Source organism: Lysobacter sp. GQ73, assembly GCF_059758755.1.
Map to the genome: position 1 here is coordinate 36299 of NZ_JCAXEE010000011.1, position 26974 is coordinate 63272.

The window sequence follows — 26974 nt, forward strand, 5'->3', positions numbered from 1 at the left end:
AAACGCGTTGCCTCGTTCGCGAGCGAATTCGCGCGGCCTGTCGATGCCACGCTGCACTCTTGCCATGCATGCGTTGGCGCGCGACGACCGAAATATTTGCCGATGCTGTCGATGCGCTCGGCATGAACGATCGATGAATTCGCGCCGCATCGGAACGCCGTACGCGACGCGAATCGCCGCGCAACGATTCAGCGCGGGTTGCTGGAGAAAGAAATCGAGATGGGGCTGCGTGCTGGGAGATCGCGTGCGGCGATCGTGCCGGGCTAGCCCTGCGCTCGCGGCCGTAGCCACGATCCTCGCCGAAGTTTCGATGCGCGCGCGGCGCGCATTCGAAACTTCAGCGGTCGTCCTGATTATCTGTTGCGATGTTGCGGTATTCGATGCCGCGCACGCCGACCTGCCGGCCCGCGATGACCGCGGTCACGCGGCCTTGCGCAGGGGCTCGGCTGCCGGCTTCGCCGTTTCCAACTCAGCCGACTTCGGCTGGATCGATTTCAGCTGAGCTGCCTTCGACTGGGCCGATTTCAGCTGGACCGCTTCCAGCTTGGCGCCGGCGGCGGCGCTACGGTAACGCGTCGCCGAGGTGCCGAAGCGTGCGCGGAAGGCGCGGGCGAAACTGCAGCAATTGTCGAAACCGCTGGCCGCGGCGACCTCGCCGATCATCATCGAGGTGTTCTTGAGCAGATCGGCCGCGTGCTCCAGGCGCATGCGCGCCGACGCCGCCTGCGGGCTCTCCTCGTACAGACTGTGGAAGGTCTTGGAGAAGTACCAGCTCGAGAAGCTGGTCAGCTCGGCCAGCTCGCTGATCCGCACCACCCGGTCGCAGTTGCCTTCCAGGTACAGGCGGGCGCGCTGCAGACGGCCGAACACCTGTCGCTTGCGGCTGCGCGAGCGGCCCGGGCAGCGCTGGATGCGCGCGGTCAGCTCGCGCTGGACACCGGCCAGGTGCAACAGGATCGGGCGCAGGGCGTTGATGTCCAGGCCGCCGTCGGCCTCGCCGTTGCGGGCATGGGCCTGGCGCCACAGGCGCAGGGCGATACGGGCGTCGTGGCGGCTCATGTGGCCGCGGCCGGCGTACAGGTTGCACTCGGCGAGCCGTGCCATGGCCTTGATCGCCTCGGCAGTCAGGTTCAGGCCGATGCAGACACCGTAGCGGTCGGCCTGCAGGACCGGCTTGGAGTCGCGCTCGAACGCGATCCAGTCGCCGCGCTTGAGCCGGAACTTACCTTCCTTGGCTTCGACCCAGGAGCTGCCGCGCAGCTGGACCCAGATCGAGAAATGCGCGCCCGACAGCTGGGCGCTGCCGAGACGGGAGACGCCGACGCAACTGGCCTGAACGGCGGGATCCTGACCGTCCAGCTGCAGCAGCTGTCCGCGATCCGCCCACAATGCTTGCTCCATTGGTCCACCTCATGTGCCGAGAATGAGGTGTTGTTTTGCCTAACTCCGGCGCGCGACTTCAGAAATTTGACGGAGAGTTAGGCGAATTCGGAACGACGTCACAACCGAAGCTTTTCCGAAAGCACATTTTTAAGAAAAATCAATCAGTTGAGCCAGCCGGGCACAAAGGTCTTCGGCTCTTCGGGCAAGTCCATGTAACCGATATCAGCGCCGTCCCACTTGGCCAGGGCCAGATAAACGGCATCGCCGCGCGGACTCAGGCTGAATCCGTTGATGGCCGAGCGGCGGCTCTGGTCCAGGCACAGGACCGACGGCGGCAGTTCGGGCGAGGCGATCCGGCGCAGCAACGACAGACAGGTCGGCTGCTGGTCGAGATAGCGCAGCTCGCCGGTCTCGGTGGCGACGTCCCATAGCCGGTAACGGTCGGCGACGGGTTCTCCGTCGTCGATGCGACGCACGCTGGCCGGCGCCAGATCCAGGTCCGACTGCCACAGCCCGGCCTCGGTTTGGCGAGTGAACAACAGGCGGTTGCGCGCGCCGTCGACCCGCACCTCGGACACGTCGGCCAGTTGGGCCAGCAGCCGCCAAGGGCTCAGCCGGCGGTCGAACAGATTCAGGCTCAGCCGGCCGTCGCCGGTGCCGGCCAGGACCAGCAGGCGATGCGGATCGGGCAGCTGTACCGCCTGGATCGGGTCTGACAGCGGTACCGGCAGGCGGGTCACGCGGCCGCTGGCCGGGACGATCTCGTAGACCACGTTGCGGCCTTCCGCGTCCGGCCCGACTACGGTCACCCGGGTGCTGTCGCCGGACCACGACGGCGCATAGCGGGTGCCGGGCTGCACGCCCTGGAGCATGCGCAGCGAGTCGGGCTGGTCCATGTCGGCCCACCACAGCTGAGTGCTGCCGGAGCGGTCGGAGACGAATACGATCTGGTGCGCGTCCGGGGCGATGGTCGGCAGGATGTCGCGGGCCGAGGACGGGAACAGCGGGTCGACCACGTGCACCGCGCCCTGCGAAGTGTCGCCGAGCACCACCCGGAACAGGCCGAAGTACGGCTTGCGCTGGACGAAGGCCGCGGCCGGCCGCGCCGCCGCCACCGCCGGCGCCTGCGCCGACTCGATGCCGAGGTCGCGGGCCTGGCCGGTGTCGAGGTCGAGGCGGAACATCCGGGTGTCGCCGTCGATCATCCGCCCGAACAGGATGTTGCGGCTGTCCGGCAGCCAGTCCCAGCCGCGCACGTCGGCGCTGAGGTGGCTGAGCCGTTCGGCCTTGCCGCCCTCGGCCGGCAGGCGCCAGAAATCGCCCTGCGGGCTGTTGCGCACGAACACCAGCCAGCGCCCGTCCGGCGAGAACCGCGGCGACAGGTCGAGGTTGCCGGCGCCGGGCTCGTAGGGCACCGCGCGCCATTCGCCGCTGGCGAGGTCGAGTACGCGCATGCCGGCGATGCCCTGCGGGGTCCACATGCTGCCGAAGATCAGGCCGCGGCCGTCGCCGGTCCAGTCGAAGGTCGGCGGGTTGCGCGAGTCGCAGCTGCCGACTTCGCGCTCGGCGCCGCCGTTGGCGGCGATCACCAGCACCCGGCACGAGACCCCGGGCTCCAGCCGCAGGAAGGCGATCGAACGGCCGTCCGGCGACCAGGCCGGGGCGCTGTCCTCGGCCTGCCCATTGGGCTGGGTCAGTTGGCGCGGCGGGGTCTGGTCGGTGGTCTGGACCAGAATCGCGGTTCCGCGCTGGCCTTCGGGAATCGCCACGTAAGCCACCATCGCCGCATCCGGCGACAGGGTCGGGGCGAGCTCGAAGCCCGGCATCGAGGTGATCAGGCGGTACGGGCGCGGGGCACTGGTCGCGCGCGCCGGGTCGACCGCCGGCGCGGCCGCCGGCGATTGCGGCTGGCGCGCGAGCGACCACCACACCAGACCGCCGACCAGACCGATCACCAGCGCGATCACGCCGACGATCGAACGCCAGGTGCCGCGCGGCCAGGCGCTGCTCGGCAACGGCACCGGTTCGAGGCGTTCGTCGATCGGCGCCGGCGCGGCCGACAGTTCGACCTCGTCGGCCGGCTCGTGGTTATGCGAGGGCGCGCTCTCGGGCTGCAGCCATTCGACCTCGGCCAGCAGGCGATAGCCGTTCTTGGCGATGGTCTCGATGTAGCGCGGGTTGCCGCGGTCCTCGTCGAAGGCCTTGCGCAACTGGGTGATGGCCTGGGTGACCACATCGTCGGTCGGCAGGGTGTCGGGCCAGACCTCGGTCAGCAGCGCATCGCGGCTGACCACGCGGTCGGCGTGTTCGACGAGCACCAGCAGCACGCCCATCGACTTGGGCGTGATGCGGCGAGGCCGACGGGCGCCCGGTGCGCGGATCTCGCGCAAGGGGATGTCGACCAGGCACTCCCCCACCCGCAGTTGCTCGGCGGGCGGGGGCGGTAACGATGGCTCGTGAATTCGCGGCATGTATCCTGCTGATGATGCGCACTCGCCTAGCGCCGGTCATGTGCCTGAACGCATGGGCGGCGAGACGACAAACCGACATATCCGGCATGGCGCGATGGCGCAATCGGTAAAGCGCGCTGGAACCGCCTATTCTAGCGTCCGCGAAGCTGAGCCGGGCCTGTTCGAGTGACGCAGCCGGCCCGAAACCGGCCGAAACGCCGGAACGTATCGTTCCAAAAGGGCCCGCGAGCCGCACGTGGTCCTGTAACCCGGGGGTGTTAACGGCTCAGCGCCGCTCGTTGCGCAGGATGGTCAGACCGATCAGGCGCGATACCACCGCGGCGATGTATCCCACCCCGGCGAACTGCTCGAACATGGTCAGCACCCGCGCGGCGGGGCTCATCGGCAGGATGTCGCCGAGGCCGACCGCCGACAGATTGGTGAAGCTCAAAAACAGCAGTTCGAGCCAGGTGCGCGGCTCGCCCGGGCGTTCGGCGCCGACGAAACTGCCCGGATACCAGGCCTGGCAGACCAGGAAGGCATAGGCGAAGCCCCAGGCCAGCAGGGTGAAGGTCGCCCCGGCCGCGAACAGCTCGTCGGCGGTGACCCGGTGGTCGCTCATCATGTAGGCGATCAGGCTGCCGGCGGCATAGAAGTACAGCGCGGCCTCCAGCGCCGACGAGGCGATCAGCAGGCTCGGGCTGGCGAACAGCACCGACAACACCGACAGCCCGAACGCCGGCACCGCGATGATCCACGCGATCCACTTGATCGCCGGGCTGCGATTGACCACCCACACCGCCAGCGCCAGCACCAGCACGCCGAACGCGCCGAACACCACGCGCCCGCCGCCGGACGGATCGAACAGAGGATAGGCGAGCATGCTCAGCAGCTGCGCCGCGAGCAGGAAGGCCGAAGGATGGCGTCGCGCATGGACGCGCCATTTCAGGGAGGTGTAGCTGCGCTCGCTCATGCGGCGAGAGTGTGCAGGACTTGGCCGGCGGCGCACAGAGGGGTGAGCGGGTGGTGCCGCCAAACGCGGTCCGCGTGGCCGTCCCCCTGCAGGAGCGGCGTGAGCCGCGACCCACCGAAGAGGCCGAATACCGCGAATCCATCCGAAGCGGCAAACATCCGGATCGAATCCGACCAGAGCCGTGGGGCTTCGGGGTTTCGGCTACTACGCTTTCGTACGACGCTTCGGTTAGTCGCGGCTTGCGCCGCTCCTACCCAACGGCAAAAGATCGGGCATCCGCGCATCGGAACTTCGGCTGCGGCGCTTTCGTACGACGCTTCGGTTGGTCGCGGCTTACGCCGCTCCTACAGGAAAGGCGGCGCGATGTTGGAAATCCGGCGCGACGCCATCGCGCCGCGCCGGATTTTCTCGACGGCCCGCGACGATCAGGCGCGGCGGTAGACCTCGGCGCCCTGGGCGCGGAACTCGGCGGCCTTTTCGGCCATGCCCTCGTCGAGCGCGGCGGTTTCCTCGACACCGTGTTCCTTGGCGTAGTCGCGCACGTCCTGGGTGATCTTCATCGAGCAGAAGTGCGGGCCGCACATCGAGCAGAAGTGGGCGACCTTGTGCGCGTCCTTCGGCAGGGTCTCGTCGTGGTACTCGCGGGCGCGCTCCGGATCGAGGCCCAGGTTGAACTGGTCTTCCCAACGGAACTCGAAGCGCGCCTTGCTCATCGCGTTGTCGCGCGCCTGCGCGCCCGGATGGCCCTTGGCCAGGTCGGCGGCGTGGGCGGCGATTTTGTAGGCCATCAGGCCTCCGCGCACGTCGTGCTTGTTCGGCAGGCCCAGGTGCTCCTTCGGGGTGACGTAGCAGAGCATGGCGGTGCCGAACCAGCCGATCATCGCCGCGCCGATCGCCGAGGTGATGTGGTCGTAGCCCGGGGCGATGTCGGTGGTCAGCGGCCCGAGGGTGTAGAACGGCGCTTCGCCGCAGACCTCGAGCTGCTTGTCCATGTTTTCCTTGATCAACTGCATCGGCACGTGGCCGGGGCCTTCGATCATGGTCTGCACATCGTGCTTCCAGGCGATCTTGGTCAGCTCGCCCAGGGTTTCCAGCTCGCCGAACTGGGCCGCGTCGTTGGCGTCGGCGATCGAGCCCGGGCGCAGGCCGTCGCCGAGCGAGAAGGCCACGTCGTAGGCCTTCATGATTTCGCAGATTTCCTCGAAGTGGGTGTAGAGGAAATTCTCCTTGTGATGCGCCAGGCACCACTTGGCCAGGATCGAGCCGCCGCGCGAGACGATGCCGGTCACGCGCTTGGCGGTCAGCGGCACGTAGCGCAGCAGCACCCCGGCGTGGATGGTGAAGTAGTCCACGCCCTGCTCGGCCTGCTCGATCAGGGTGTCGCGGAAGATCTCCCAGTTGAGCTCTTCGGCGCGGCCGTCGACTTTTTCCAGCGCCTGGTAGATCGGCACCGTGCCGATCGGCACCGGCGAGTTGCGGATGATCCACTCGCGGGTTTCGTGGATGTGCTTGCCGGTCGACAGGTCCATGACCGTGTCGGCGCCCCAGCGGATCGACCACACCAGCTTCTCGACTTCCTCGGCGATGCCCGAGGACACCGCGCTGTTGCCGATGTTGGCGTTGACCTTGGTCAGGAAGTTGCGGCCGATGATCATCGGCTCGCTTTCCGGGTGATTGATGTTGTTCGGGATGATGGCGCGGCCGCGCGCGACTTCGTCGCGGACGAATTCCGGGGTGATGATCTTCTGGATGTTCGCGCCGAAGCTCTGGCCCGGGTGCTGGATCAGCAGATGGTCTTCGCGGATCGCTTCCAGGCGCTGGTTCTCGCGGATCGCGATGTATTCCATTTCCGGGGTGACGATGCCGCGGCGCGCGTAATGCATCTGGGTGACGTTGGCGCCTGCGACGGCCCGGCGCGGCAGCGGCCGGTTGCCGAAACGCACGTGCGCCAGCTTGGGGTCGTGCTCGCGCTTGCGGCCGAACTCCGAGGACAGGCCGCCCAGCGCCTCGGTGTCGCCGCGTTCGGCGATCCAGGCGGCGCGCAGCGGCGCCAGGCCGGCGGCGAGGTCGATGACCGCGCCGGTATCGGTGTAGATGCCCGAGGTGTCGTAGACCGCCAGCGGCGCATTGTCTTCGCCGCCGAAGATGGTCGGGGTGCGCGCCAGCGCAATCTCGCGCATCGGCACTTGCAGGTCCGGGCGCGAGCCTTGCACGTGGATCTTGCGCGAGCCGGGGATCGGGCGGGTGACGTCAGCCGACAGCTTCTCGGCTTGCTGGATCAGTTCGCTGGGCACCGCATTCATCGGAGTTCGTCCTGTGGATAGCTCTTTGAGCTTGGCTCATTCGAGCCGGGACGAAGCGGGCGGCGCGCGGACGCGCCCGCGGCGCCTCCGGCGAAGCTTCCCTACGGCGGTCTCAACCGCATCAGGTTCGAAGGGTCTGTCTCAACCACCGGGCCGTTCAGGCCGTCGGCGGTACCCCCGCTTCAACGCGCATTAGACATGGAAACCGGCGACGGCGCCAATCCGGGCGGGCCGCGGCAGTTCCGCGCAGGCGCAATCCGCCGATTGCCCGCCGCGGCCGGGCCGGCTAGGGTTCGGCGATGAAACCGACCCTGCCGCGCCGACGCGCCGAACGCCCGCCCACCCTCGCCGCGTTGCTCGTGGCCCCGCTGGCCCTCGCCCTGGCCGCCTGCGCCGGCCCGGCCGCGAAGCCCGGCTCCGCCGATGGCGCTTCCGCACCGGCCGCCACCGCGGCGAGCCACCGCTCCGATCTGCTCGACCGTCTGCGTCCGCTGTGCGGCAAGGCCTACGCCGGGCGCGTCGTCGTCGACACCCCGGCCGGCGCCGACAACCCCTTCGCCGGCAAGCCCCTGATCATGCACGTGCGCGAATGCGGCGCGAACGAGATCCGGGTGCCGTTCCATGTCGGCGAGGACCGCTCGCGCACCTGGGTGCTGCGCGACGACGGCGCGCGCTTCAACCTCAAGCACGATCATCGCCACGCCGACGGCAGCGCCGACGCGATGACGATGTACGGCGGCGACTGGCGCGAGGCGCAGGCCATCGGCCGCTACGAGTTTCCCGCCGACGACGAGAGCAAGGCCTTGTTCGGCCGGCTCGATCGCGCAGTCTCGATCCCCAACGTCTGGGCGATCGAGATCGACGAAGGCCGCTTCGTCTACGAACTTGCTCGCCCCGGGCGATTGTTCCGGGTCGAATTCGACCTGACCCGGCCGGTGCCGGCCCCTCCGCCGCCCTGGGGCGCCTGAGAGGCGCGTCCTGTCGCCGGCCGCGCCGGCCGGCGATAATGCGCCCCGCTACCCCGCATGAGCGTGCTGCGCGCACGCCCCGCCGATGCCCAGGCCTCGGTCCATCGCCCACACGGATGCCACGCCATGAACCTGTTGCGCCACGTTCTGTCCCTCGTCCTGCTGCTCGCATCGCCGCTGGGATCGGCCGCCGAGTTCGTCGTCGAGAGCCCCGACGTCCGCGAGGGCGACGCCATCGACGCGCGCCACGTGTTCAACGGTTTCGGCTGCAAGGGCGCCAATCGTTCGCCGGCGCTGGCCTGGCACAACCCGCCGGCCGGCACCCGCAGTTTCGCGGTCACCGTGCACGACCCCGACGCGGCCGGCGGCAAGGGCTGGTGGCATTGGGTGGTGGTCAATATCCCGGTCAAGGCGGCGTTTCTCGACAGCGGCGCGAGTTCGGTCGCGAAAGCCTTCCCGCCGGGCGCGGTGCAGACGCGCAACGATTTCGGCCGTGCCGGTTATGCCGGGCCCTGCCCGCCGGTAGGCACCACTCACCGCTACGAATTCACCGTGTGGGCGCTCAAGGTCGACTCGCTCAAGCTCGATGCGAACGCCGGCGGCGCGCTGGCCGCCTTCATGCTGCGCGACCATGTCATCGGCCAGGCCCGCATCACCGCGAGCTACGGCCGCTAGTCCGCGCCGGGGCCGGTCCGCCCGCGGGCCGGCGCCCGCCGGCGCAGCCGGACCGGGCGGCGGCCGATTCCGCCGTTCGCCACACTCTGGACGGCCCCCACTTGACGCGCCGCACAACGGCGGGTTATTGCTAGCCCATGCACCCCGCCTTCGCCATCGCCCGCAACGTCTCGACCCAGCCGCAAGGCGGGGTATCGGCGATTGCATCGATGTCGATTACCACCACCGGTACCGGTACCACCTCTCACCAGGTGCGGACGGGCGTGTCCAGCTAATCGACCACGCCGCTCCGCACCCGACCAGGGTGCGGGCTGCCAGCCTCACCCGAACCGGGACACGGAGCTCCATCAGGAGTTTTCCATGTCGTCCGCTCAGCCTCAGCCAGTTCTAGACGACCAGCCCGAAGCGGCTGGGTCCGACGCCGAAGCGTCCAAACCCGCGCAAGCCTTCTCGCCGCCCGTGCAGGGCTCGGCCTATGCGCCGGTGCGCGCGCCCGCGCGCCATGCCCACAAGTTCGGCGGCAGCAGCCTGGCCGATGCCGGCCGCTACCGCATCGCCGCCGGTCTGCTCGACGACGGTGCGCCGCACCGGGTGGTGGTGGTCTCGGCGATGCAGGGCGTCACCGACGCTCTGGTGGCCCTGGTCGCCAGCGCACGCGCCGGCCAGGATTGGGCCCCGGCCTGGGCGCAGCTGCGCCAGCGCCACCTCGACACCGCCGACGCGCTCGACGCCTCGCATCGTCATGGCGCCAGGGCCGCGATCGAGGCCGAGTTCGAAACCCTGCGCGCGGCGCTCGAACCGCTGGCGAACGGATCCGATTCCGCCCGAGGCGAGGCCCTGCCCGGCCTCGGCGAAGTCCTGTCCTCGCATCTCATGTACGCCGCGCTCGGCGGCGACGCCGCGGGCTGGGCGCGGCTCGACGCACGCGAGGTGCTGGTGGTGCACCCCGGCGAGATGGGCGTCGGTGTGGACTGGCCGCTGAGCCGCGCGCGCCTGGCCGAGTGGCGCAAGCAGCATGCCGACGGCGACGTGGTCATCACCGGCTTCGTCGCCCGCGACGGCCAGAGCCGCGACACCACGCTCGGCCGCAACGGCAGCGATTACTCCGCGGCGATCTTCGCCAACCTGTTCGACGCCGATGCGCTGACGATCTGGACCGACGTCGACGGCGTGCTCTCGGCCGACCCGCGCCTGGTGCCCGATGCGGTCTGCCTGCCGACGATGTCGTATGCCGAAGCCTGCGAACTCGCCTACTTCGGCGCCAAGGTCCTGCATCCGCAAACGCTGGCGCCGGTGCAGCAACGCGGCATCCCGCTGCGCATCCGCAACACGCGCAACCCGCAGGCGCCCGGCACCCTGATCAGCCCGGCGTCGGAACCCGACGCGGCGCCGGTCAAGGGCCTGAGCCTGGTCCACGACCTGGCGGTGCTCGAACTGGTCGGCAACGGCATGGTCGGCGTGCCCGGCACCGCCGAACGCCTGTTCGGCGCGCTGCGCAGCGCCGGCGTGTCGGTGACGATGATCTCGCAGGGCTCGTCCGAGCATTCGATCTGTTGCGTGGTGCGCGCCGACCAGGCCGCGCGCGGCCGCGACGCCATCGTCGCCGCGTTCGCCGACGCCATGGCCGACGGCCAGGCCCAGGACGTCACCGTCACCCCGGACATCTGCGTGCTCGCCGCGGTCGGCGACGGCATGGTCGGCACGCCCGGCGTCGCCGCGCAGTTGTTCGACGGCCTGGCCAAGGCGCGCATCAACCTGCGCGCCATCGCCCAGGGCGCCGGCGAGCGCAACATCTCGGTCGCGATCGCCGCGCGCGACGCCACCCGCGCGCTGCGCGCCGCGCATTCGGCGTTCTGGCTGTCGCCGCATTGTTTGTCGATCGGCCTGATCGGCCCCGGCAAGGTCGGCCGCGCGCTGCTCGCGCAACTGCACCAGGCGCAATCGCGGTTCCAGCACGACCGCCGCCACAACAAGGTCGACCTGCGCCTGCGCGCGATCGCCGACAGCCGCCGCATGCATCTGGCGCCGCGCGCGATGGCTTTCGAGGATGCGCATGAGGCCCTGGCCGGCGGCGGCGTGGAAACCCTGGACCTGGAACGCTTCGCCGCGCACGTGCGCGCCGAGCACATCCCGCATGCGCTGATCGTCGATTGCAGCGGCAGCGACGCGGTGGCCGCGTTCTACCCGCAATGGATCGCCGCCGGCATCCACATCGTCACCCCGAGCAAGCACGCCGGTTCCGGCCCGTTGGCGCGTTACGAGGCGATCCGCGAGGCCGAACGCAGCGGCGGCCAGTTCCGCTACGAAGCCACGGTCGGCGCCGGCCTGCCGGTGATCCAGACCCTGCGCTCCCTGCTCGACACCGGCGACGAGCTGACCGAGGTCGAAGGCATCCTCTCGGGCACCCTGGCCTGGTTGTTCAACCGCTACGACGGCCAGACCGCGTTCTCCGAACTGGTGCGCGAAGCGCATGCGCTCGGCTATACCGAGCCCGACCCGCGCGACGACCTGTCCGGCACCGACGTCGCCCGCAAGCTGGTGATCCTCGCCCGGGAAGCCGGCCGCGCCCTGTCGCTGGAGCAGATCGAGGTCGAGAGCCTGGTACCGCAAGCGCTGCGCCAGGTATCCAAGGAAGAATTCTTCGCGCGCCTGCACGAACTCGATGCGCCGCTGCAGCAACGCTTCGACGCCGCGCGCGCCGCCGGCCTGAGCCTGCGTTACCTCGCCCGCCTCGATCGCGACGGCCGCGCCAGCGTCGGCGTGGTCTCGCCGCCGCCGGGGCATGCCGCCTTGCACGGCGCGCTCACCGACAACCTGATCCAGTTCCGCACCCGCCGTTACGCCGATAATCCGCTGGTGGTGCAAGGCCCCGGCGCGGGCCCGGACGTCACCGCCGCCGGCGTCTTCGGCGACCTGCTGACGATCGCGCAAACCCTTGGAGCCCGTGCATGAGCGCCGCTTTTTCTTCCGCTTCCTCGTCCGCTCCGGCCGGCTCCGGCGCCGCCGCGGACCGGCGCCAGGCCAGCGCGTTCGCGCCGGCCAGCGTCGGCAACATCGGCGTCGGCTTCGACCTGCTCGGCCATTCGATCGAAGGCCCGCGCGACGTCGCCACGGTGCGCCGCATCGACGCGCCGCAAGTGCGCATCCGCGCGATTCGCGGCGGCGTCCCCGGCGCCGACTCGCTGCCGCTGGAAGCCGCGCGCAACACCGCCGGCCAGGCCTTGATCGCGTTGCGCGAGAAACTCGGCCTGAGCCATGGCTTCGAACTCGAACTCGACAAGGGCATACCGCTCGGCTCCGGCCTCGGCGGCTCGGCGGCGTCCTGCGTCGCCGCGCTGGTCGCCGCCAATGCGGTGCTCGCGCAACCGCTGTCGCGCGATGCGCTGTACGAGTTCGCCCTCGACGGCGAGTCGGTGTCGAGCGGCAGCCGCCACGGCGACAACGTCGCGCCGATGTTGCTCGGCGGCGTGGTCATGGCGACCCCGACCCGGATGATTCCGTTGTCGGTGCCCGAGTGGCTGTATGCGGTGGTCGTGCACCCGGACCAAGTGTTGGAAACGCGGCGCGCCCGCGCCGTGCTCGCCGACCCCTACGGTCTGCCGCTGGTGGTGAAGCAGAGCGCGCACCTGGCCTTGTTCCTGACCGGACTGCAGCGCGGCGATGCGAGCCTGTTGCGCGAAGGCCTGGTCGACTTGTTGGTGGAACCGCGTCGCGCCCCGTTGATCCCCGGCTTCGCCGCGGTCAAGGCGGCGGCGCTCGATCACGCCGCGCTCGGCGCGAGCATCTCCGGCGCCGGCCCGAGCTGCTTCGCCTGGTTCGGCTCGCGCGCCGAAGCGGCCGCGGCGGCGCCGTCGATGCGGCAGGCCTTCGCCGACGCCGGTTTCGATTCGCGCGCCTACGTCACGCCGGTGGCGGGACCGCGCGCGGAGGTGATCGGGTAGGGAGGTGGCCTGGGGGCTGAGAACATAAGCAACAACCCCCCAGTCCCTCCGTCAAAGGTGAGAGCAAAGGCAAGCTCCGTACTTCCATCCACTTCCGGCATCCGCCTATCCGACGTGCTTGTTTTCCCCCTTTGACAAAAGGATCGAGGGGGAAGTTGCTGTTCACGCAACAACCGCCACCCCATCACTTCCGGACACCGCATGAACTTCCTCAGCACCCGCGGCAACACTCCGCCGACTGCGATCGACCAGGCGCTCGTCGCCGGTCTCGCGCCCGACGGCGGCCTGTATGTTCCCGAACGCATCCCGCCTCTGGCACAACCACTCGAAGCCGAACGCCTCGCCGACACTGCATACGCGGTCCTGGCGCCGTATTTCGAACACTCGCGCCTGCGCGAAGGTCTCGCCGAGATCTGCGAACGCGCGTTCTCGTTCGATGCGCCGCTGCGTCCGCTTGCCCGTACCGACGACTGGCTGCTCGAGTTGTTCCATGGCCCGACCGCCGCCTTCAAGGATTACGCCGCGCGTTTTCTGGCCGCAGCGCTCGCCGGCCTGCGCGCGCCCGGCGCAGCGCCGACCACGATCCTGGTCGCGACGTCGGGCGACACCGGCGCTGCGGTCGCGGCCGCGTTCCATCGCCGTCCCGGCTTCGAGGTGGTGATCCTGTATCCCGACGGCCGGGTGTCGCCGCGCCAGGCGCACGGCCTGGGCTGCTGGGGCGACAACGTCCGCGCGCTGCGCGTCGACGGCGATTTCGACGCCTGCCAGCGCCTGGCCAAGCAGGCCTTGTCGGACGAAGCCCTGCGCTCGCTGAGGCCGCTGAGTTCGGCCAACAGCATCAGCCTCGGCCGTTTGTTGCCGCAAGCCGCGTACTACGCGCATGCCGCCGCGCGCCATTACGCCGAACGCGGCGAGCCGCTCAACTTCATCGTCCCGACCGGCAACCTCGGCAACGCCTGCGCGGCGTTCGTCGCCAAGCGCATGGGCCTGCCGGTCGGCGAGATCGTGCTGGCGACCAACGCCAACGACGCCTTGCCGCGTTACTTCGCCGGTGCCGACTATCTGCCTCAGCCGACCCGCGCCACCCTCGCCAACGCGATGGACGTCGGCGCGCCGAGCAACTTCGAGCGGCTGCGCCATTGGCACCGCGACGACGCCGAGCTGCGCGCCGCCGTGCGCGCGGTCGGCGTCGACGACGCGACCATCGTCGAGACCATCCGCAACGCGCCGCTGCGCCACGGCATCGTGCCCTGCCCGCACACCGCGACCGGCCTGCATCTGCTCGAGGCCTTGCGCGCGCGCGGCGACGAACGCCCCTGGGCGGTGGTCGCGACCGCGCACCCGGCCAAGTTCGACTGCATCGTCGAGCCGCTGGTCGGCCATGCGGTCGAACCGCCCCCGGCCTTGGCCGAGTCCTTGGCGCGACCGGCGAGCGCCGAACCGTTGGCGGCCGACTACGCGGCGTTACGCGAGCGGTTGATAGCAGGGGCCTAGTTGGTGGGTGGCGCCTGAGGTAACGCGCGCCGACTATGCCCCCTTCGGAAAGGGGCCACGCCCGGCGCAGACAGGAAGTCTGAACGCACCGATGCGTGGAAATTGCTTCGGAATTCGAGTTCGCAGCCGGAGCAAACCTCCCCGCCCCCTTTTTTCAAAGGGAGGAACGCAGATTCCCCTTTCAGATAGTAGAGAGAGGAAGTGGCGCCGGAAGACAAAGCACATTCGCTCGGCCAAGCCGAGGTGTGACCGCTTGCGCGGCCTGCGATGGTTTTCCAAGAAACTATTGACAAGCCCGGAACGGGCATGTTCTTCTCGCTGACATGACGCAGCGCAACAACCACTCGCAGACGACTTCGGTCCAGGCCCGGCAGGCCTCGAACGACGCCGCGCGCGTTGCGCTCCGACACGGTCCGGCTATCGCCACGCTTATTCTCGTCCTCGTACTTATTACCTCGCTAACCAGCGCGGGAGTCGGGTTCGTGTAGCAAAACCACACAACCCAGGTCGAAAGAACCTAGACCCCGCGCCCGAAAGGCGCGGGGTTTTTCGTTTCTGGAGACCCGGGTTCCTGTCGCCAACGACTTTAGGAACACCCGTTCGTGAGAAGCAACGCCATCAAGCAAGGCCCGGCCCGAGCCCCCGCACGCGCGATGTTGCGTGCGACCGGCCTCGACGACGCGGCCATCGCCAGACCGCTGGTCGCCGTCGTCCACACCTGGTCCGACGTTTCACCCTGCAACATCACCCTGCGCGACCTGGCCCAGCACGTGCGCCGCGGCGTGCACGACGGCGGCGGCACGCCGATCGAGTTCAACACCATCGCGGTCACCGACGGCATCGCGATGGGCACCGACGGCATGCGCGCCTCGCTGGCCTCGCGCGAAACCATCGCCGATTCGATCGAGCTGGCGGTGTCCGGCCATTGCCTGGACGCGATGGTGCTGCTGGTCGGTTGCGACAAGACCATCCCGGCCGCGGCGATGGCCGCGGCACGCCTGGATATCCCGACCGTGATCCTCTACGGCGGCACGATCATGCCGGGCCATTGCCCGTCGAAAGCCGGCCAGGACGACAAGCCGCTGACCGTGCAGGACGTGTTCGAGGCGGTCGGCGCGCATTCGGCCGGTCGCATCGACGACGCCGAGCTGCATCGCATCGAATCGCACGCCTGCCCCGGCGCCGGCGCCTGCGGCGGCCAGTTCACCGCCAACACCATGGCGATGGTGCTGACCTTCCTGGGCCTGTCGCCGCTGGGCCTCAACGACATCCCGGCGATCCACGCCGACAAGCCCGAGGCCGCGCGCGCCTGCGGCGAGATGGTCATGCAGCAGTTGCGCAATGGCGGGCCGAGACCGCGTGCGCTTCTCTCTCCCCATGCGTTGCGCAACGCAGCGCGCGCGGTCTCGGCCACCGCCGGTTCCACCAATGCCGCCCTGCACCTGTTGGCGATCGCCCACGAAGCCGGCGTCGCTTTCGACCTGGAAGAATTCGAGGCCGCCGCGCATACGCCGGTCATCGCCGACCTGAAACCAGGCGGCCGTTACACCGCCGCGGAGATGTTCGAATTCGGCGGTGCGGCACTGGTGGCTCGCGAACTCAAGGCGGCCGGTTTGATCGAGGATATTCCGACGGTCACCGGCCGTTCCTTTTTCCAGGAGTTGGCCGAGGCGCGCATGGCCGACGTCCAGGACGTGGTGCGGCCGATCGCCGACCCGCTGAAGCCGCGCGGCGGCTATTCGATCCTGTACGGCAACCTCGCGCCGGAAGGCTGCATCCTCAAGCTGGCCGGCCACGGCCGCGAGCATTTCGCCGGCCCGGCGCGCGTGTTCGATTCCGAAGAAGCCGCGTTCGCCGCGGTGCAAGCCCGCAAGATCAACGCCGGCGACATCGTGGTGATCCGCTTCGAGGGCCCGGCCGGCGGCCCCGGCATGCGCGAAATGCTGGCGGTCACCGCCGCGCTGGTCGGCCAGGGCCTGAGCAACGACGTCGCGTTGATCACCGACGGCCGCTTCAGCGGCGCCACCCACGGCTTCATGGTCGGCCACATCTCGCCGGAAGCCGCGCACGGCGGCCCGATCGCACGCCTGCGCGAAGGCGACGTGGTCAGCATCGACGTCAAGACGCGCCGCCTCGACGTCGCCGCCGACCTGGCCACGCGCGAGCCCGCGCGTATCGAACCACGCGTGACCACCGGGGTGTTGGCCAAGTACGCGCGTCTGGTCGGCTCGGCTTCGCAGGGTGCGGTTACCGCGCCCGGCCCGCGGCAATCGCCGGCCCCGAAAAAGATCGACGCGGCACTGATCGACACCGCGCTGCCCCAACCCGCCTGACCCGCTCCATCGCTCACCCCTCTCCGCTCACTCCTCCTTACGAGACCGTCATGACCACCAGCACCGCCTCCCGCCCCAAGATCGCCATCGTCGGCTACGGCAGCCAGGGCCGCGCCCATGCGCTGAACCTGCGCGACTCCGGCTTCGACGTCACCGTAGGCCTGCGCCCGGGCGGCCCGACCGAGATCAAGGCCAAGGCCGACGGCTTCACCGTCAAGTCGCCGGCCGAAGCCGTCGCCGGCGCCGAGCTCGTCGCCGTGCTGACCCCGGACATGGTGCAGGCGCAGCTCTACCGCGAAGTGATCGAACCCAACATCGCCCAGGGCGCCTGCCTGCTGTTCGCGCACGGCTTCAACGTGCACTACGGCCAGATCGAACCGCGCGCCGACCTCGACGTGGTGCTGGTCGCACCGAAGGGCCCGGGCGCGCTGGTCCGCCGCGAATACGAAATCGGCCGCGGCGTGCCGAGCGTCTACGCCGTGCATCAGGACCGCAGCGGCCGCGCCGAGGAATTCGCCCTGACCTATTGCGGCGGCATCGGCGGCGCGCGCCAGAACGCGATCAAGACCACCTTCAAGGAAGAGACCGAGACCGATCTGTTCGGCGAACAGGCGGTGCTGTGCGGCGGCGCGACCAAGCTGGTCCAGGCCGGCTGGGAAACCCTGGTCGAGGCCGGCTATCAGCCCGAAGTGGCCTATTACGAGTGCCTGCACGAGCTGAAGCTGATCGTCGACCTGTTCTACGAAGGCGGCGTGACCCGCATGCACGAGTTCATCAGCGAGACCGCGCAGTACGGCGCGCTGACCCGCGGCACCTACGTGGTCGACGACAACACCAAGGCGCAGATGCGCAAAGTGCTGACCGAAATCCAGGACGGCACCTTCGCCCGCCAATGGATCGCCGAGTACGCCTCGGGCAACGCTAACTACAAGGCGCTCAAGCAGGGCGATCTCGACCATCCGATCGAAGCGGTCGGCAAGAAGCTGCGCGCCAACATGAAGTGGCTGGACACCGCGCCCAAGGCGCCGGCCGCCGCTCCCGCCGCGCCCCGTGGCGAACGACAGGAAGAGGCTGCCTGATGAACGGTGCCCGCTGGCTGGTGCAAGCACTGGCCGCAGAAGGCGTGGACACGCTGTTCGGCTATCCGGGCGGCACGATCATGCCTTTCTACGATGCCCTGCACGGGTCGGACCTCAAGCATGTGCTGGTCCGTCACGAGCAAGGCGCGGCTTTCGCGGCCAACGGCTATGCCCGTGCCAGCGGGCGAGTCGGTGTATGCGTAGCCACGTCCGGCCCGGGCGCGTCGAACCTGGTCACCGGCATCGCCGATGCGATGCTGGACTCGGTGCCGATGGTCGCCATCACCGGCCAGGTCGCGACTTCGCTGATGGGCACCGACGCGTTCCAGGAACTCGACGTGTTCGGCATGACCATGCCGATCGTCAAGCACAGCTTCGTCGTGCGCCGGGTCGACGACTTGCCGGGCATGGTCGCCGAAGCGTTCCGGTTGGCGCGTTCGGGCCGTCCGGGCCCGGTCCTGATCGATCTGCCCAAGGATGTGCAGAACGCCGATGCCGGCCATCTGGCGCCGCATGTGCCGCTGGCGACCGACCCGGTGCCGAGCGCGCCGGATGCGGCCTATCACGAAGCCGCGGCGCTGATCGCGCATGCGCAAAAGCCGCTGATCTACGGCGGCGGCGGCATCGCCCTGGGCGATGCGGTCGAATCCTTCCGCGCCTTCGTCGACGGCTGCCAGATTCCGGCGGTGCTGACCCTCAAGGGCCTCGGCGCCCTGCCGGCCGCGCATCCCCTGAACCTGGGCATGCTCGGCATGCACGGCAACCGCGCCGCCAACATGTCGGTGCAGGAATGCGACCTGCTGATCGTGGTCGGTGCGCGCTTCGACGACCGCGCCACCGGCAAGCTGGCCGAATTCGCGCCGAACGCGCGCGTGGTCCACATGGACCTGGACGCTTGCGAGATCGGCAAGCTGCGCCACGCCGACGCCGCGGTCAACGGCGATCTGCGCCGCGCCCTCGACGCGCTGACCCCGCCGTGCACCGCGCAGTTGCGCGGCCGCAACGGCAATGCGCGCCGCAGTTGGCGCGACACCTGCCTGCAGCGCAAGCGCGACTGCACGCCGCGCTACGACGCGCCCGGCGAAAGCGTGTACGCGCCGTCGTTGCTGAAGCGTCTGTCGGAACTGGCGCCGGAGGCGGTGGTGAGCTGCGATGTCGGCCAGCACCAGATGTGGGTCGCCCAGCATTGGCGCTTCGACGACCCGCGCAAGCACCTGACCAGCGGCGCCCTCGGCGCGATGGGCTTCGGCCTGCCCGCGGCGATCGGCGCGCAACTGGCGCTGCGGCGCGACGGCGAGCCTGAGCCGCAGGTCATCTGCGTCAGCGGCGACGGCTCGTTCCTGATGAACGTGCAAGAGCTGGCGACCGCCGCGCGCTATCGCCTGCCGATCAAGATCGTCCTGCTCGACAACCAGGCCCTGGGCATGGTCCGGCAGTGGCAGGAACTGTTCTTCGAACGCCGCTACTCCGAGATCGACCTGTCCGACAACCCGGACTTCTGCGCCCTGGCCAGCGCGTTCGGGGTAAAGGCGATGTACGTCGACCGCGCCGACTCGGTCGCCGAAGCGCTGGCCTACATGCTCGATACCCCGGGCCCGGTGCTGCTGCACGTCGCCATCGACCAGGCCGCCAACGTCTGGCCGCTGGTCCCGCCGAACCACAACAACGCCCAGATGCTCGACCCCGAGGCCCACGACGCCGACGCGATCGTCGGTCTGACGCCGCCCGCCACCGCCGAAAAGGAGGACGCCCATGCGATACCAGCTTGAACTGACCCTGCGCCAGGCCGAAGGCGCGCTGGCTCGCGTATTGGGCGCCGCCGAGCGTCGCGGCTTCCGTCCCCTGTCGGTGGACGGCGAAGCGCAACCCGACGGCGATCGCTGGCACCTGCGCATGACGGTGGAGGGCGACCGCGCCGACTCCGCCCTGCAGAGCCAACTCGCCAAGCTGTACGACTGTCTTGCTGTCGAGGTTTCCCCATGCACCTGAATACCGAAACCCTGGAGCGTCCGGCGCAAGCCGAGACGCAGTCGTCCGCGCAGGCTGCGGCGGCGATGCGCGAGCGGGCTTATGCGCCGGCGCGGAGCGAAGCCCCGAGCGCTGAAGTCGCCAGTTCGACCGCCGCTCGCGGCTCTGAGTCCCATGCTCGGAGCGAAGTCCCCCGTGCTGAAGTCGGAGCGCCGACCTGTGCTGAAAACTCCGAGTCCCGCGCTCGCAGTGAGGTCCCGGCTTCTTCGCAGCAACCGCTCATTTGGTTCGACGGCAACTTCATCGCTGGCGACACCCCGGAAGCGCCGCTGACCACCCACGCGATGCACTACGGCACCGCGGTGTTCGAGGGCATCCGCAGCTACGCCACCGCCGACGGCGGCGCGGCGGTGTTCCGCCTGCCCGAGCACATGGAACGCATGCGCAAGGGCGCACAGATGTTCGGCATCGACTTCGACGTCGAGCGCGCGAGCGAGGCGACTCTGGCGACCCTGCGCGCCAACGGCCATCGCGACGCCTACATCCGCCCGCTGACCTGGATGGGCACCGGCAGCATCGGCCTGGACGTCGATCCGCTGACCCAGCACCTGATGATCGCCACCCTGGCCAAGGTCGTGCACCTGGGCGGCGCGCGCACCCGCCTGACCGTGTCGCCGTGGAAGCGCAACCCCGCCACTTCGCTGCCGGCGCTGAAGCTCAGCGGGGCTTACGTCAACTCGATCCTGGCCAAGCGCGAAGCCAAGCAACGCGGCTTCGACGAGGCGCTGTTCACCGACGACAAGGGCTACGTCGTCGAATGCACCGGCGCCAACGTGTTCATGGTCAAGAACGGCGCGATCACCTCGGTCGATCATCGCGACGCCCTGCCGGGCATCACCCGCGACACCATGATCGAACTGTCGGGCGCGCAGTCGCGCGAAGTCACCCTGCACGAACTGCTCGATGCCGACGAGGTCTTCGTCTGCGGCACCGCCGCCGAGGCCACCGCGATCGCCGTGCTCGACCGCCGCGAATTCGGCGACAACCCGGTCACGCGCGAGCTGGCCGCCCTGTACGCGCGCGTGGTGCGGGGCGAAGAATCGCGCTACGCCTCGTGGCTGACCCCGGTCTGAGCCCGTGGACTGCGACGTAGCCAGCCTGGCCCAAGTCAGCGCCGCCGATCTGTTGGCGGCGCAGGCGCGGCTGCGGCGTTACCTGGAACCCACCCCGCTGCATCACGCCGAGCGCTTCGGTTGCTGGCTGAAGCTGGAGAACCTGCAGCGCACCGGCTCCTACAAGGTGCGCGGCGCCCTCAACGCACTGCTGGCGGCGCGCGAGCGCGGCGATCACCGCACCGTGATCGCCGCCTCCGCGGGCAACCATGCGCAAGGCCTGGCTTGGGCGGCTTACCGCCTGGGCATCAACGTCATCACGGTGATGCCGCGCTGCGCGCCGCAGACCAAGATCGCCGGCGTCGCCCACTGGGGCGCGACCGTGCGCCTGCACGGCGAGACCTACGACGAGGCCAAATCGTTCGCGATCGAACTGGCCGACCAGCACGACTATCGCCTGCTGTCGGCCTTCGACGATCCCGACGTGATCGCCGGCCAGGGCACGGTCGGCCTGGAACTGGCCGCGTTCGCGCCGGACGTGGTGATGGTGCCGATCGGCGGCGGCGGCCTGGCCGCCGGCGTGGTTCTGGCGCTGAAATCCGAACTGTTGGCGCGCACGCCCGCGGCGCGGCGCATCCGGGTGATCGGCGCCCAGGTCGAAGGCGTCGACTCGATGGCGCGCGCGCTGCAGGGCGACCGCCGCCTGATCGAACCGGTCGCGACCCTGGCCGACGGCGTGCGGGTCAAAGATCCCGGCCGGCTGACCGAGCGCGTGCTCAGCAGCATGCTCGACGACATCGTCATCGTGCGCGAGGCCGAACTGCGCGAGACCCTGGTCCGCCTGGCCCTGGAAGAACACATCATCGCCGAGGGCGCCGGCGCCCTGGCCCTGGCCGCCGGCCGCCGCATCGCCGGCAAGCGCAAATGCGCGGTCGTCTCCGGCGGCAACCTGGATGCCGGCGTGCTCGCGCAACTGCTGTCGGAGGTGCGCCCGCGGGCGCCGCGGCGCCCGCGCCGGCGCACTCGCGAAGCGCTCGGTCGCGAGACCGCAACCATCGAGGCGGACATTTACCGGCTGGCCAATCTTCCTCCGGCGTTGCGACTTAGCCGGGGCCCGAGCGGCCCCGACTCCCGCCCCGCCGCCGACGCCGCGCACTCCATCCCGCCGCGTTCGAACCGAACTCCAGCTGCAGCAGAGGAAATCCCCGCATGAACGACTCGCCCGGACCGGTAGTACCGATCAGCGACGCGTCCGAACACGTCACCATCTTCGACACCAGTCTGCGCGACGGCGAACAATCGCCCGGCTGCAGCATGACCGCGTCGCAGAAGCTCCGTTTCGCCCATGCCCTGTCCGAACTCGGCGTCGACGTCATCGAAGCCGGCTTTCCGGCCAGCTCGGAAGCCGACCTGGAAGGCACCCGCGCGATCGTGCGCGAAGTGCGCGGCTCCACCCTCGCCACCCTGGCGCGCTGCCATCCCGGCGACATCGAGGCCTGCGCGCGCGCGCTCGAAGGGGCGGCCAAGCCGCGCATCCACGTGTTCATCTCGACCAGCCCGCTGCACCGCCAGCACAAGCTCAACCTGGACAAGGCCCAGGTGATCGAACGCGCGATCGCCGCGGTCGAACAGGCGCGCCGCTACGTCGACGACGTCGAGTTCTCGGCCGAGGACGCGCTGCGCACCGAGCACGACTACCTGGCGCAGATCTGCAGCGCCGCGGTCGCCGCCGGCGCGCGCACCCTGAACATCCCCGACACCGTCGGCTACACCACCCCAAGCGAAATCCGCAGCCTGTTCGAGTACCTGCGCGCCCACGTGCGCGACGCCGACCGCGCCGTGTTCAGCGCCCACTGCCACAACGACCTGGGTCTGGCCGTAGCCAACAGCCTGGCCGCGATCGAGGGCGGCGCGCGCCAGGTCGAATGCACCATCAACGGCATCGGCGAACGCGCCGGCAACTGCGCACTGGAAGAACTGGTGATGGCGCTGCGCGTGCGCAACGCCTATTACAACGTCGGCACCCGCATCGACACGCGCCGGTTGGTGCCGACCTCGCGCCTGCTGTCGCGCATCACCGGCATGGTGGTCCAACGCAACAAGGCCATCGTCGGCCAGAACGCCTTCGCCCACGAGTCCGGCATCCATCAGCACGGCATGCTCAAGCACCGCGGCACCTACGAGATCATGCATCCGGAAGACGTGGGCTGGGCGCAGTCGCAGATGGTGATGGGCCGCCATAGCGGCCGCGCGGCGCTGAGCGATCGCTTGCAAACCCTGGGCTTCACCCTGGACGAGGCGCGTCTGAACGCAGTGTTCGCCGGCTTCAAAGCGCTGGCCGAGAAGAAGCGCGAAGTGTTCGACGCCGACCTGGAATCGCTGGTGCTCGGCGCCGACGCCAAGGCCGGCCGCGGCCATCGCCTGGTGCGCGCGCACGTCAGCACCGGCGTCGCCGACGGCAGCCTGCCGACCGCGAGCGTGCAGTTGCTCGATCCCGACGGCGTCGCGGTCAGCGAAGCGGCGATCGGCGACGGCCCGGTGCACGCCTTGTTCGCCGCGCTCGCGCGGGCGACCGGCGTGGCCTTGCACATCGACAGCTACAACGTGTCGAGCGTGACCACCGGCGACGACGCCCAGGGCCAGGCCAGCGTCACCGCGCGCATCGACGGCGTCGAGATGACCGGCTCGGGCACCAGCACCGACATCATCGAAGCCAGCGCGCTGGCCTGGCTCGACGTCGCCAACCGCATCCGCCGCACCCAGCAGGCGCCGCAGCGGCTGACGGCTACGGCATGAATCTCGCCCCTCTCCGGCCGTCGCGTCTTCCCGAAGTCGTCATCCCCGCGAAGGCGGGGATCCAGAGACTTCAGAGTGCTGCTGCGATAGAGCCCTGGGTCCCCGCCTTCGCGGGGACGACAGCCGAAAGACTCGGCTAGGGACGAAGCCACCGAACTCCGGCGCAGCGCCAAAACACTCCAGCCATAGCAGCCAAACAGAACACCGGACTCCATGACTACCACCTCGGCTCCTCCCAGCACTCTGTTCGACAAACTGTGGGACGCGCACCTGGTATCGCCCGAAAGCGATGCGGTGCCCGCGGTCCTCTACATCGACCTGCACCTGATCCACGAAGTCACCTCGCCGCAGGCGTTCGCCGAACTCGAATCGCGCGGGCTGTCGCCGCGCCGCCCGGACCTGACCAAGGGCACGCTCGACCACTCCACCCCGACCCTGCCGGCCGGCGCCGACGGCCGCCTGCCCTATTTCACCGCCGAGGCCGAGAGCCAGGTCGAGACCCTGCGCCGCAATTGCGCGCGCCACGGCGTCGAGCTGTTCGATTTCGACAGCGCCTACCGCGGCATCGTCCACGTGATCGGGCCGGAACTGGGCCTGACCCAGCCCGGCATGACCATCGTCTGCGGCGACAGCCACACCGCCACCCACGGCGCGTTCGGCGCGCTGGCCTTCGGCATCGGCACCAGCGAGGTCGGCCACGTGCTGGCCACCCAGTGCCTGCTGCAACGCAAGCCCAAGACCCTGGCGATCAACATCGAAGGCGAACTGGCACCGGGCGTCGGCGCCAAGGACCTGATCCTGCACGTCATCGGCGAGATCGGCGTCAACGGCGGCACCGGCCAGGTCATCGAATACCGCGGCTCGACCATCCGCGCCCTGTCGATGGACCAGCGCATGACCGTGTGCAACATGTCGATCGAAGCCGGCGCGCGCGCCGGCCTGATCGCGCCCGACCAGACCACCTTCGATTACCTCGCCGCGACCCCGCGCGCGCCGCGCGGCGCCGACTTCGAGCGCGCAGTCGAACGCTGGAGCGCCTTCAAGACCGACGACGGCGCTGTGTTCGACCGCGAAGTGCACATCGACGCGAGCGCGATCAAGCCGACCCTGACCTGGGGCACCCATCCCGGCCAGGTCGCGGCGATCGATGCGCACCTGCCGCAGGCGAACGATGCCGACGAAGCCAAGGCCCTGGCCTACATGGGCTTCGACGGCGGCGCGGCGATGGCCGGCCGTCCGGTCGACGTCGTCTTCGTGGGCAGCTGCACCAACTCGCGCCTGTCGGACCTGCGCGAAGCCGCCGAGGTATTGCGCGGGCACCGCATCCATCCGCGCGTGCGCATGCTGGTGGTGCCGGGCTCGGAGCAGGTCAAGCGCGACGCCGAGGCCGAAGGCATCGACCGCATCGTGCGCGAGGCCGGCGCCGAATGGCGCGAGCCCGGCTGTTCGATGTGCATCGCCATGAACGGCGACCTGGTCGGTCCCGGCCAGCTCGCGGTATCGACCAGCAACCGCAATTTCGAGGGTCGCCAGGGCAAGGGCTCGCGCACCTTGCTGGCCTCGCCGCTGACCGCCGCCGCCTGCGCGATCGCCGGCCAGGTCACCGACCCGCGACCGTATCTCACCGCCGTCAAGGAGGTCGCGTAATGTCCGCGTCCCGGTCTCCCATCACGCTCCCCGGCGCGGCGCAGCCGAACGACGGCTTCGTCGAGCTGGTCTCGCGCACCGTGGTGCTGCGCGAACGCAATATCGACACCGACCAGATCATCCCCGCGCGTTTTCTCACCACCACCGAGCGCAAGGGCCTGGGCCGCTTCGCCTTCAACGATTGGCGCGCGCTGCCGGACGGTTCGCCGAACCCGGACTTCGTCTTCAACCGCCCCGAGAACGCCGGCGCCGCGATCCTGGTCGCCGGCCGCAACTTCGGCTGCGGCTCCTCGCGCGAACACGCGCCGTGGGCGCTGACCGACCTGGGCCTGCGCGCGGTCGTCAGCAGCGAGATCGCCGACATCTTCCGCAGCAACTCGCTCAAGAACGGCCTGCTGCCGATCGTGGTCTCGCAGGAGTTGCTGGACGAACTGCTGGACCAGCCCGGCATCGAGCTGCGCGTCGACGTGCGCACGCGCCGCCTGCACCTGCCCGACGGCCGCGCCATCGAGTTCCCGCTCGACGCCTTCGCCCAGACCTGCCTGATCGAAGGCGTGGACCAGCTCGGTTACCTGCTGCGCCAGCTCGACACCATCAACCAGTACGAACAGCGCCGCGCGACGGCGCCGAACCCCCGCCAGGAGAATCCACATGCGCGCTGACATCGTCGTTCTGCCGGGCGACGGCATCGGTCCGGAAGTCACCGCCGCCGCGGTCGAAGTGCTGCGCGCGGTCGGCCGCCGCTACGGCCACCAGTTCACCCTCGACGAGCACCTGATCGGCGGCGCCGCGATCGACGCCAGCGGCGAGCCCCTGCCGGCCGCGACCCTGAGCGCCTGCCAGCGCGCCGATGCGGTGCTGCTCGGCGCGGTCGGCGGCCCCAAGTGGTCGGACCCGAAGGCGAAGGTACGCCCCGAGCAAGGCCTGCTGGCGCTGCGCAAGGGCCTGGGCCTGTACGCCAACCTGCGCCCGGTGCAGCCGCACGCGGCCACCCTCGGCGCCTCGCCGATCAAGCCGCACCTGCTGGCCGGAGTCGACATGATCGTGGTGCGCGAACTCACCGGCGGCATCTATTTCGGCCGGAAGCAGCGCAGCGAGACCGGCGCCAGCGACCTGTGCGAGTACAGCGTCGAGGAAATCGAACGGGTCGTGCGCCGCGCCTGCCAGCTCGCGCGCGGCCGCCGCCGGCACGTGGTCTCGGTCGACAAGGCCAACGTGCTGGAGACCTCGCGGCTGTGGCGCGAAGTCGCCACCCGCGTCGCCCGCGACGAATTTCCCGACATCACCCTCGAACATCAACTGGTCGATTCGATGGCGATGCACCTGATCGCCAAGCCGCGCGCGTTCGACGTGATCGTCACCGAGAACATGTTCGGCGACATCCTCACCGACGAGGCCTCGATGCTGGCCGGTTCGCTGGGCCTGCTGCCGTCGGCCTCGCTCGGCGAAGGCAAGGTCGGCCTGTACGAACCGATCCACGGCTCGGCGCCCGACATCGCCGGCCGCGGCATCGCCAACCCCTGCGGCACCATCCTCAGCGCGGCGCTGTTGCTGCGTCATTCGCTGAGCCTGAACGCGGAGGCCGACTGCATCGAACAGGCGGTTGCGGCGGTGCTCGAAGCCGGCGTGCTGACCGCCGACCTCGCCCCGGCCGGCGAAGCCGTCGGCACCCGCACGGTCACCGACGCGGTGCTGGCGCAGCTCGAACTGCCCTGCCCCATCGCCGAACTGCGCGACTGAGCTCGGCCGATCTTCCGCAAGCCGCCGCAAGACCGCTTTCTCTCCAGAGGTCTGGACACTCCACCCGGTGCTCGCGCACCGGGTTTTTTTTCTTCTCCCCCGGCCGCTTCGC

General features: G+C 69.6%; 17 protein-coding genes, 2 pseudogenes and 1 riboswitch. Of the genes and pseudogenes, 15 read left to right on the top strand and 4 right to left on the bottom strand.

From position 1 onward, the window contains the following. Window positions 1–552 precede the first annotated feature (552 nt). From AC6CH2_RS21850 to thiC, 4 genes and pseudogenes are all read right to left on the bottom strand, one after another. A pseudogene (locus AC6CH2_RS21850) lies at window positions 553–1401 on the bottom strand (helix-turn-helix domain-containing protein); the annotation flags it as partial. A gap of 143 nt (window positions 1402–1544) precedes the next feature. Then, a complete protein-coding gene (locus AC6CH2_RS21855; protein ID WP_498271055.1) occupies window positions 1545–3854 on the bottom strand; it encodes a winged helix-turn-helix domain-containing protein in 2310 nt (769 codons plus the stop codon). A 265-nt stretch (window positions 3855–4119) separates the two neighbouring features. Next, on the bottom strand, window positions 4120–4806 hold the full coding sequence (locus tag AC6CH2_RS21860; RefSeq protein ID WP_498271056.1) for an ion channel: 687 nt from the start codon (window positions 4804–4806) through the stop codon (window positions 4120–4122). 425 nt (window positions 4807–5231) lie between these two features. Continuing rightward, on the bottom strand, window positions 5232–7109 hold the full coding sequence (thiC, locus tag AC6CH2_RS21865; RefSeq protein ID WP_498271057.1) for a phosphomethylpyrimidine synthase ThiC: 1878 nt from the start codon (window positions 7107–7109) through the stop codon (window positions 5232–5234). Between the two features lie 80 nt (window positions 7110–7189). Next, a riboswitch (TPP riboswitch) is annotated at window positions 7190–7298 on the bottom strand. Window positions 7299–7408: 110 nt separating this feature from the next. Here thiC and AC6CH2_RS21870 point away from each other — a divergent pair. The 15 genes and pseudogenes from AC6CH2_RS21870 (at window position 7409) to leuB (ending at window position 26862) form a co-directional block, all read left to right on the top strand. Further along, window positions 7409–8077 carry a hypothetical protein gene (locus tag AC6CH2_RS21870; RefSeq protein ID WP_498271058.1) on the top strand — a complete coding sequence of 223 codons (669 nt, stop codon included), beginning with the start codon at window positions 7409–7411 and terminating at the stop codon, window positions 8075–8077. Window positions 8078–8203: 126 nt separating this feature from the next. Further along, window positions 8204–8752 carry a YbhB/YbcL family Raf kinase inhibitor-like protein gene (locus tag AC6CH2_RS21875; RefSeq protein ID WP_498271059.1) on the top strand — a complete coding sequence of 183 codons (549 nt, stop codon included), beginning with the start codon at window positions 8204–8206 and terminating at the stop codon, window positions 8750–8752. 360 nt (window positions 8753–9112) lie between these two features. Further along, entirely contained in the window at window positions 9113–11704 is a 2592-nt protein-coding gene (thrA, locus tag AC6CH2_RS21880; protein WP_498271060.1) for a bifunctional aspartate kinase/homoserine dehydrogenase I, read from the top strand. After that, on the top strand, window positions 11701–12693 hold the full coding sequence (locus AC6CH2_RS21885) for a homoserine kinase (protein WP_498271061.1): 993 nt from the start codon (window positions 11701–11703) through the stop codon (window positions 12691–12693). The genes thrA and AC6CH2_RS21885 overlap by 4 nt, the downstream gene beginning before the upstream one ends. 201 nt (window positions 12694–12894) lie before the next feature. Further along, window positions 12895–14187, top strand: coding sequence for a threonine synthase (gene thrC / locus AC6CH2_RS21890; protein ID WP_498271062.1), 1293 nt, complete (start codon window positions 12895–12897; stop codon window positions 14185–14187). 602 nt (window positions 14188–14789) lie between these two features. Continuing rightward, window positions 14790–16520: a dihydroxy-acid dehydratase gene (gene ilvD, locus AC6CH2_RS21895; protein ID WP_498271063.1), complete on the top strand. Its 1731-nt coding sequence runs from the start codon at window positions 14790–14792 to the stop codon at window positions 16518–16520. Between the two features lie 50 nt (window positions 16521–16570). Next, window positions 16571–17599, top strand: coding sequence for a ketol-acid reductoisomerase (ilvC, locus tag AC6CH2_RS21900; protein WP_498271064.1), 1029 nt, complete (start codon window positions 16571–16573; stop codon window positions 17597–17599). Next, on the top strand, window positions 17599–19368 hold the full coding sequence (ilvG, locus tag AC6CH2_RS21905; RefSeq protein ID WP_498271065.1) for an acetolactate synthase 2 catalytic subunit: 1770 nt from the start codon (window positions 17599–17601) through the stop codon (window positions 19366–19368). The genes ilvC and ilvG overlap by 1 nt, the downstream gene beginning before the upstream one ends. Next, window positions 19352–19588 carry an ACT domain-containing protein gene (locus tag AC6CH2_RS21910; RefSeq protein WP_031370333.1) on the top strand — a complete coding sequence of 79 codons (237 nt, stop codon included), beginning with the start codon at window positions 19352–19354 and terminating at the stop codon, window positions 19586–19588. Before ilvG ends, AC6CH2_RS21910 begins: the two co-directional genes overlap by 17 nt. Next, window positions 19579–20700 (top strand): aminotransferase class IV, encoded by a 1122-nt coding sequence (locus AC6CH2_RS21915; protein ID WP_498271066.1) that lies wholly within the window; start codon window positions 19579–19581, stop codon window positions 20698–20700. Before AC6CH2_RS21910 ends, AC6CH2_RS21915 begins: the two co-directional genes overlap by 10 nt. A 4-nt stretch (window positions 20701–20704) precedes the next feature. After that, window positions 20705–21710: pseudogene (locus AC6CH2_RS21920) on the top strand (threonine dehydratase); the annotation flags it as partial. A 178-nt stretch (window positions 21711–21888) separates the two neighbouring features. Continuing rightward, window positions 21889–23475, top strand: a complete 1587-nt coding sequence (locus AC6CH2_RS21925) for a 2-isopropylmalate synthase (RefSeq protein ID WP_498271067.1) — start codon at window positions 21889–21891, stop codon at window positions 23473–23475. Window positions 23476–23688: 213 nt separating this feature from the next. Beyond that, complete coding sequence (leuC, locus tag AC6CH2_RS21930; RefSeq protein ID WP_498271068.1) at window positions 23689–25122, top strand: 3-isopropylmalate dehydratase large subunit; 1434 nt, start codon at window positions 23689–23691, stop codon at window positions 25120–25122. Next, a complete protein-coding gene (gene leuD / locus AC6CH2_RS21935) occupies window positions 25122–25784 on the top strand; it encodes a 3-isopropylmalate dehydratase small subunit (protein WP_498271069.1) in 663 nt (220 codons plus the stop codon). Before leuC ends, leuD begins: the two co-directional genes overlap by 1 nt. Further along, window positions 25774–26862, top strand: coding sequence for a 3-isopropylmalate dehydrogenase (gene leuB, locus AC6CH2_RS21940; RefSeq protein WP_498271070.1), 1089 nt, complete (start codon window positions 25774–25776; stop codon window positions 26860–26862). The genes leuD and leuB overlap by 11 nt, the downstream gene beginning before the upstream one ends. Window positions 26863–26974 lie beyond the last annotated feature (112 nt).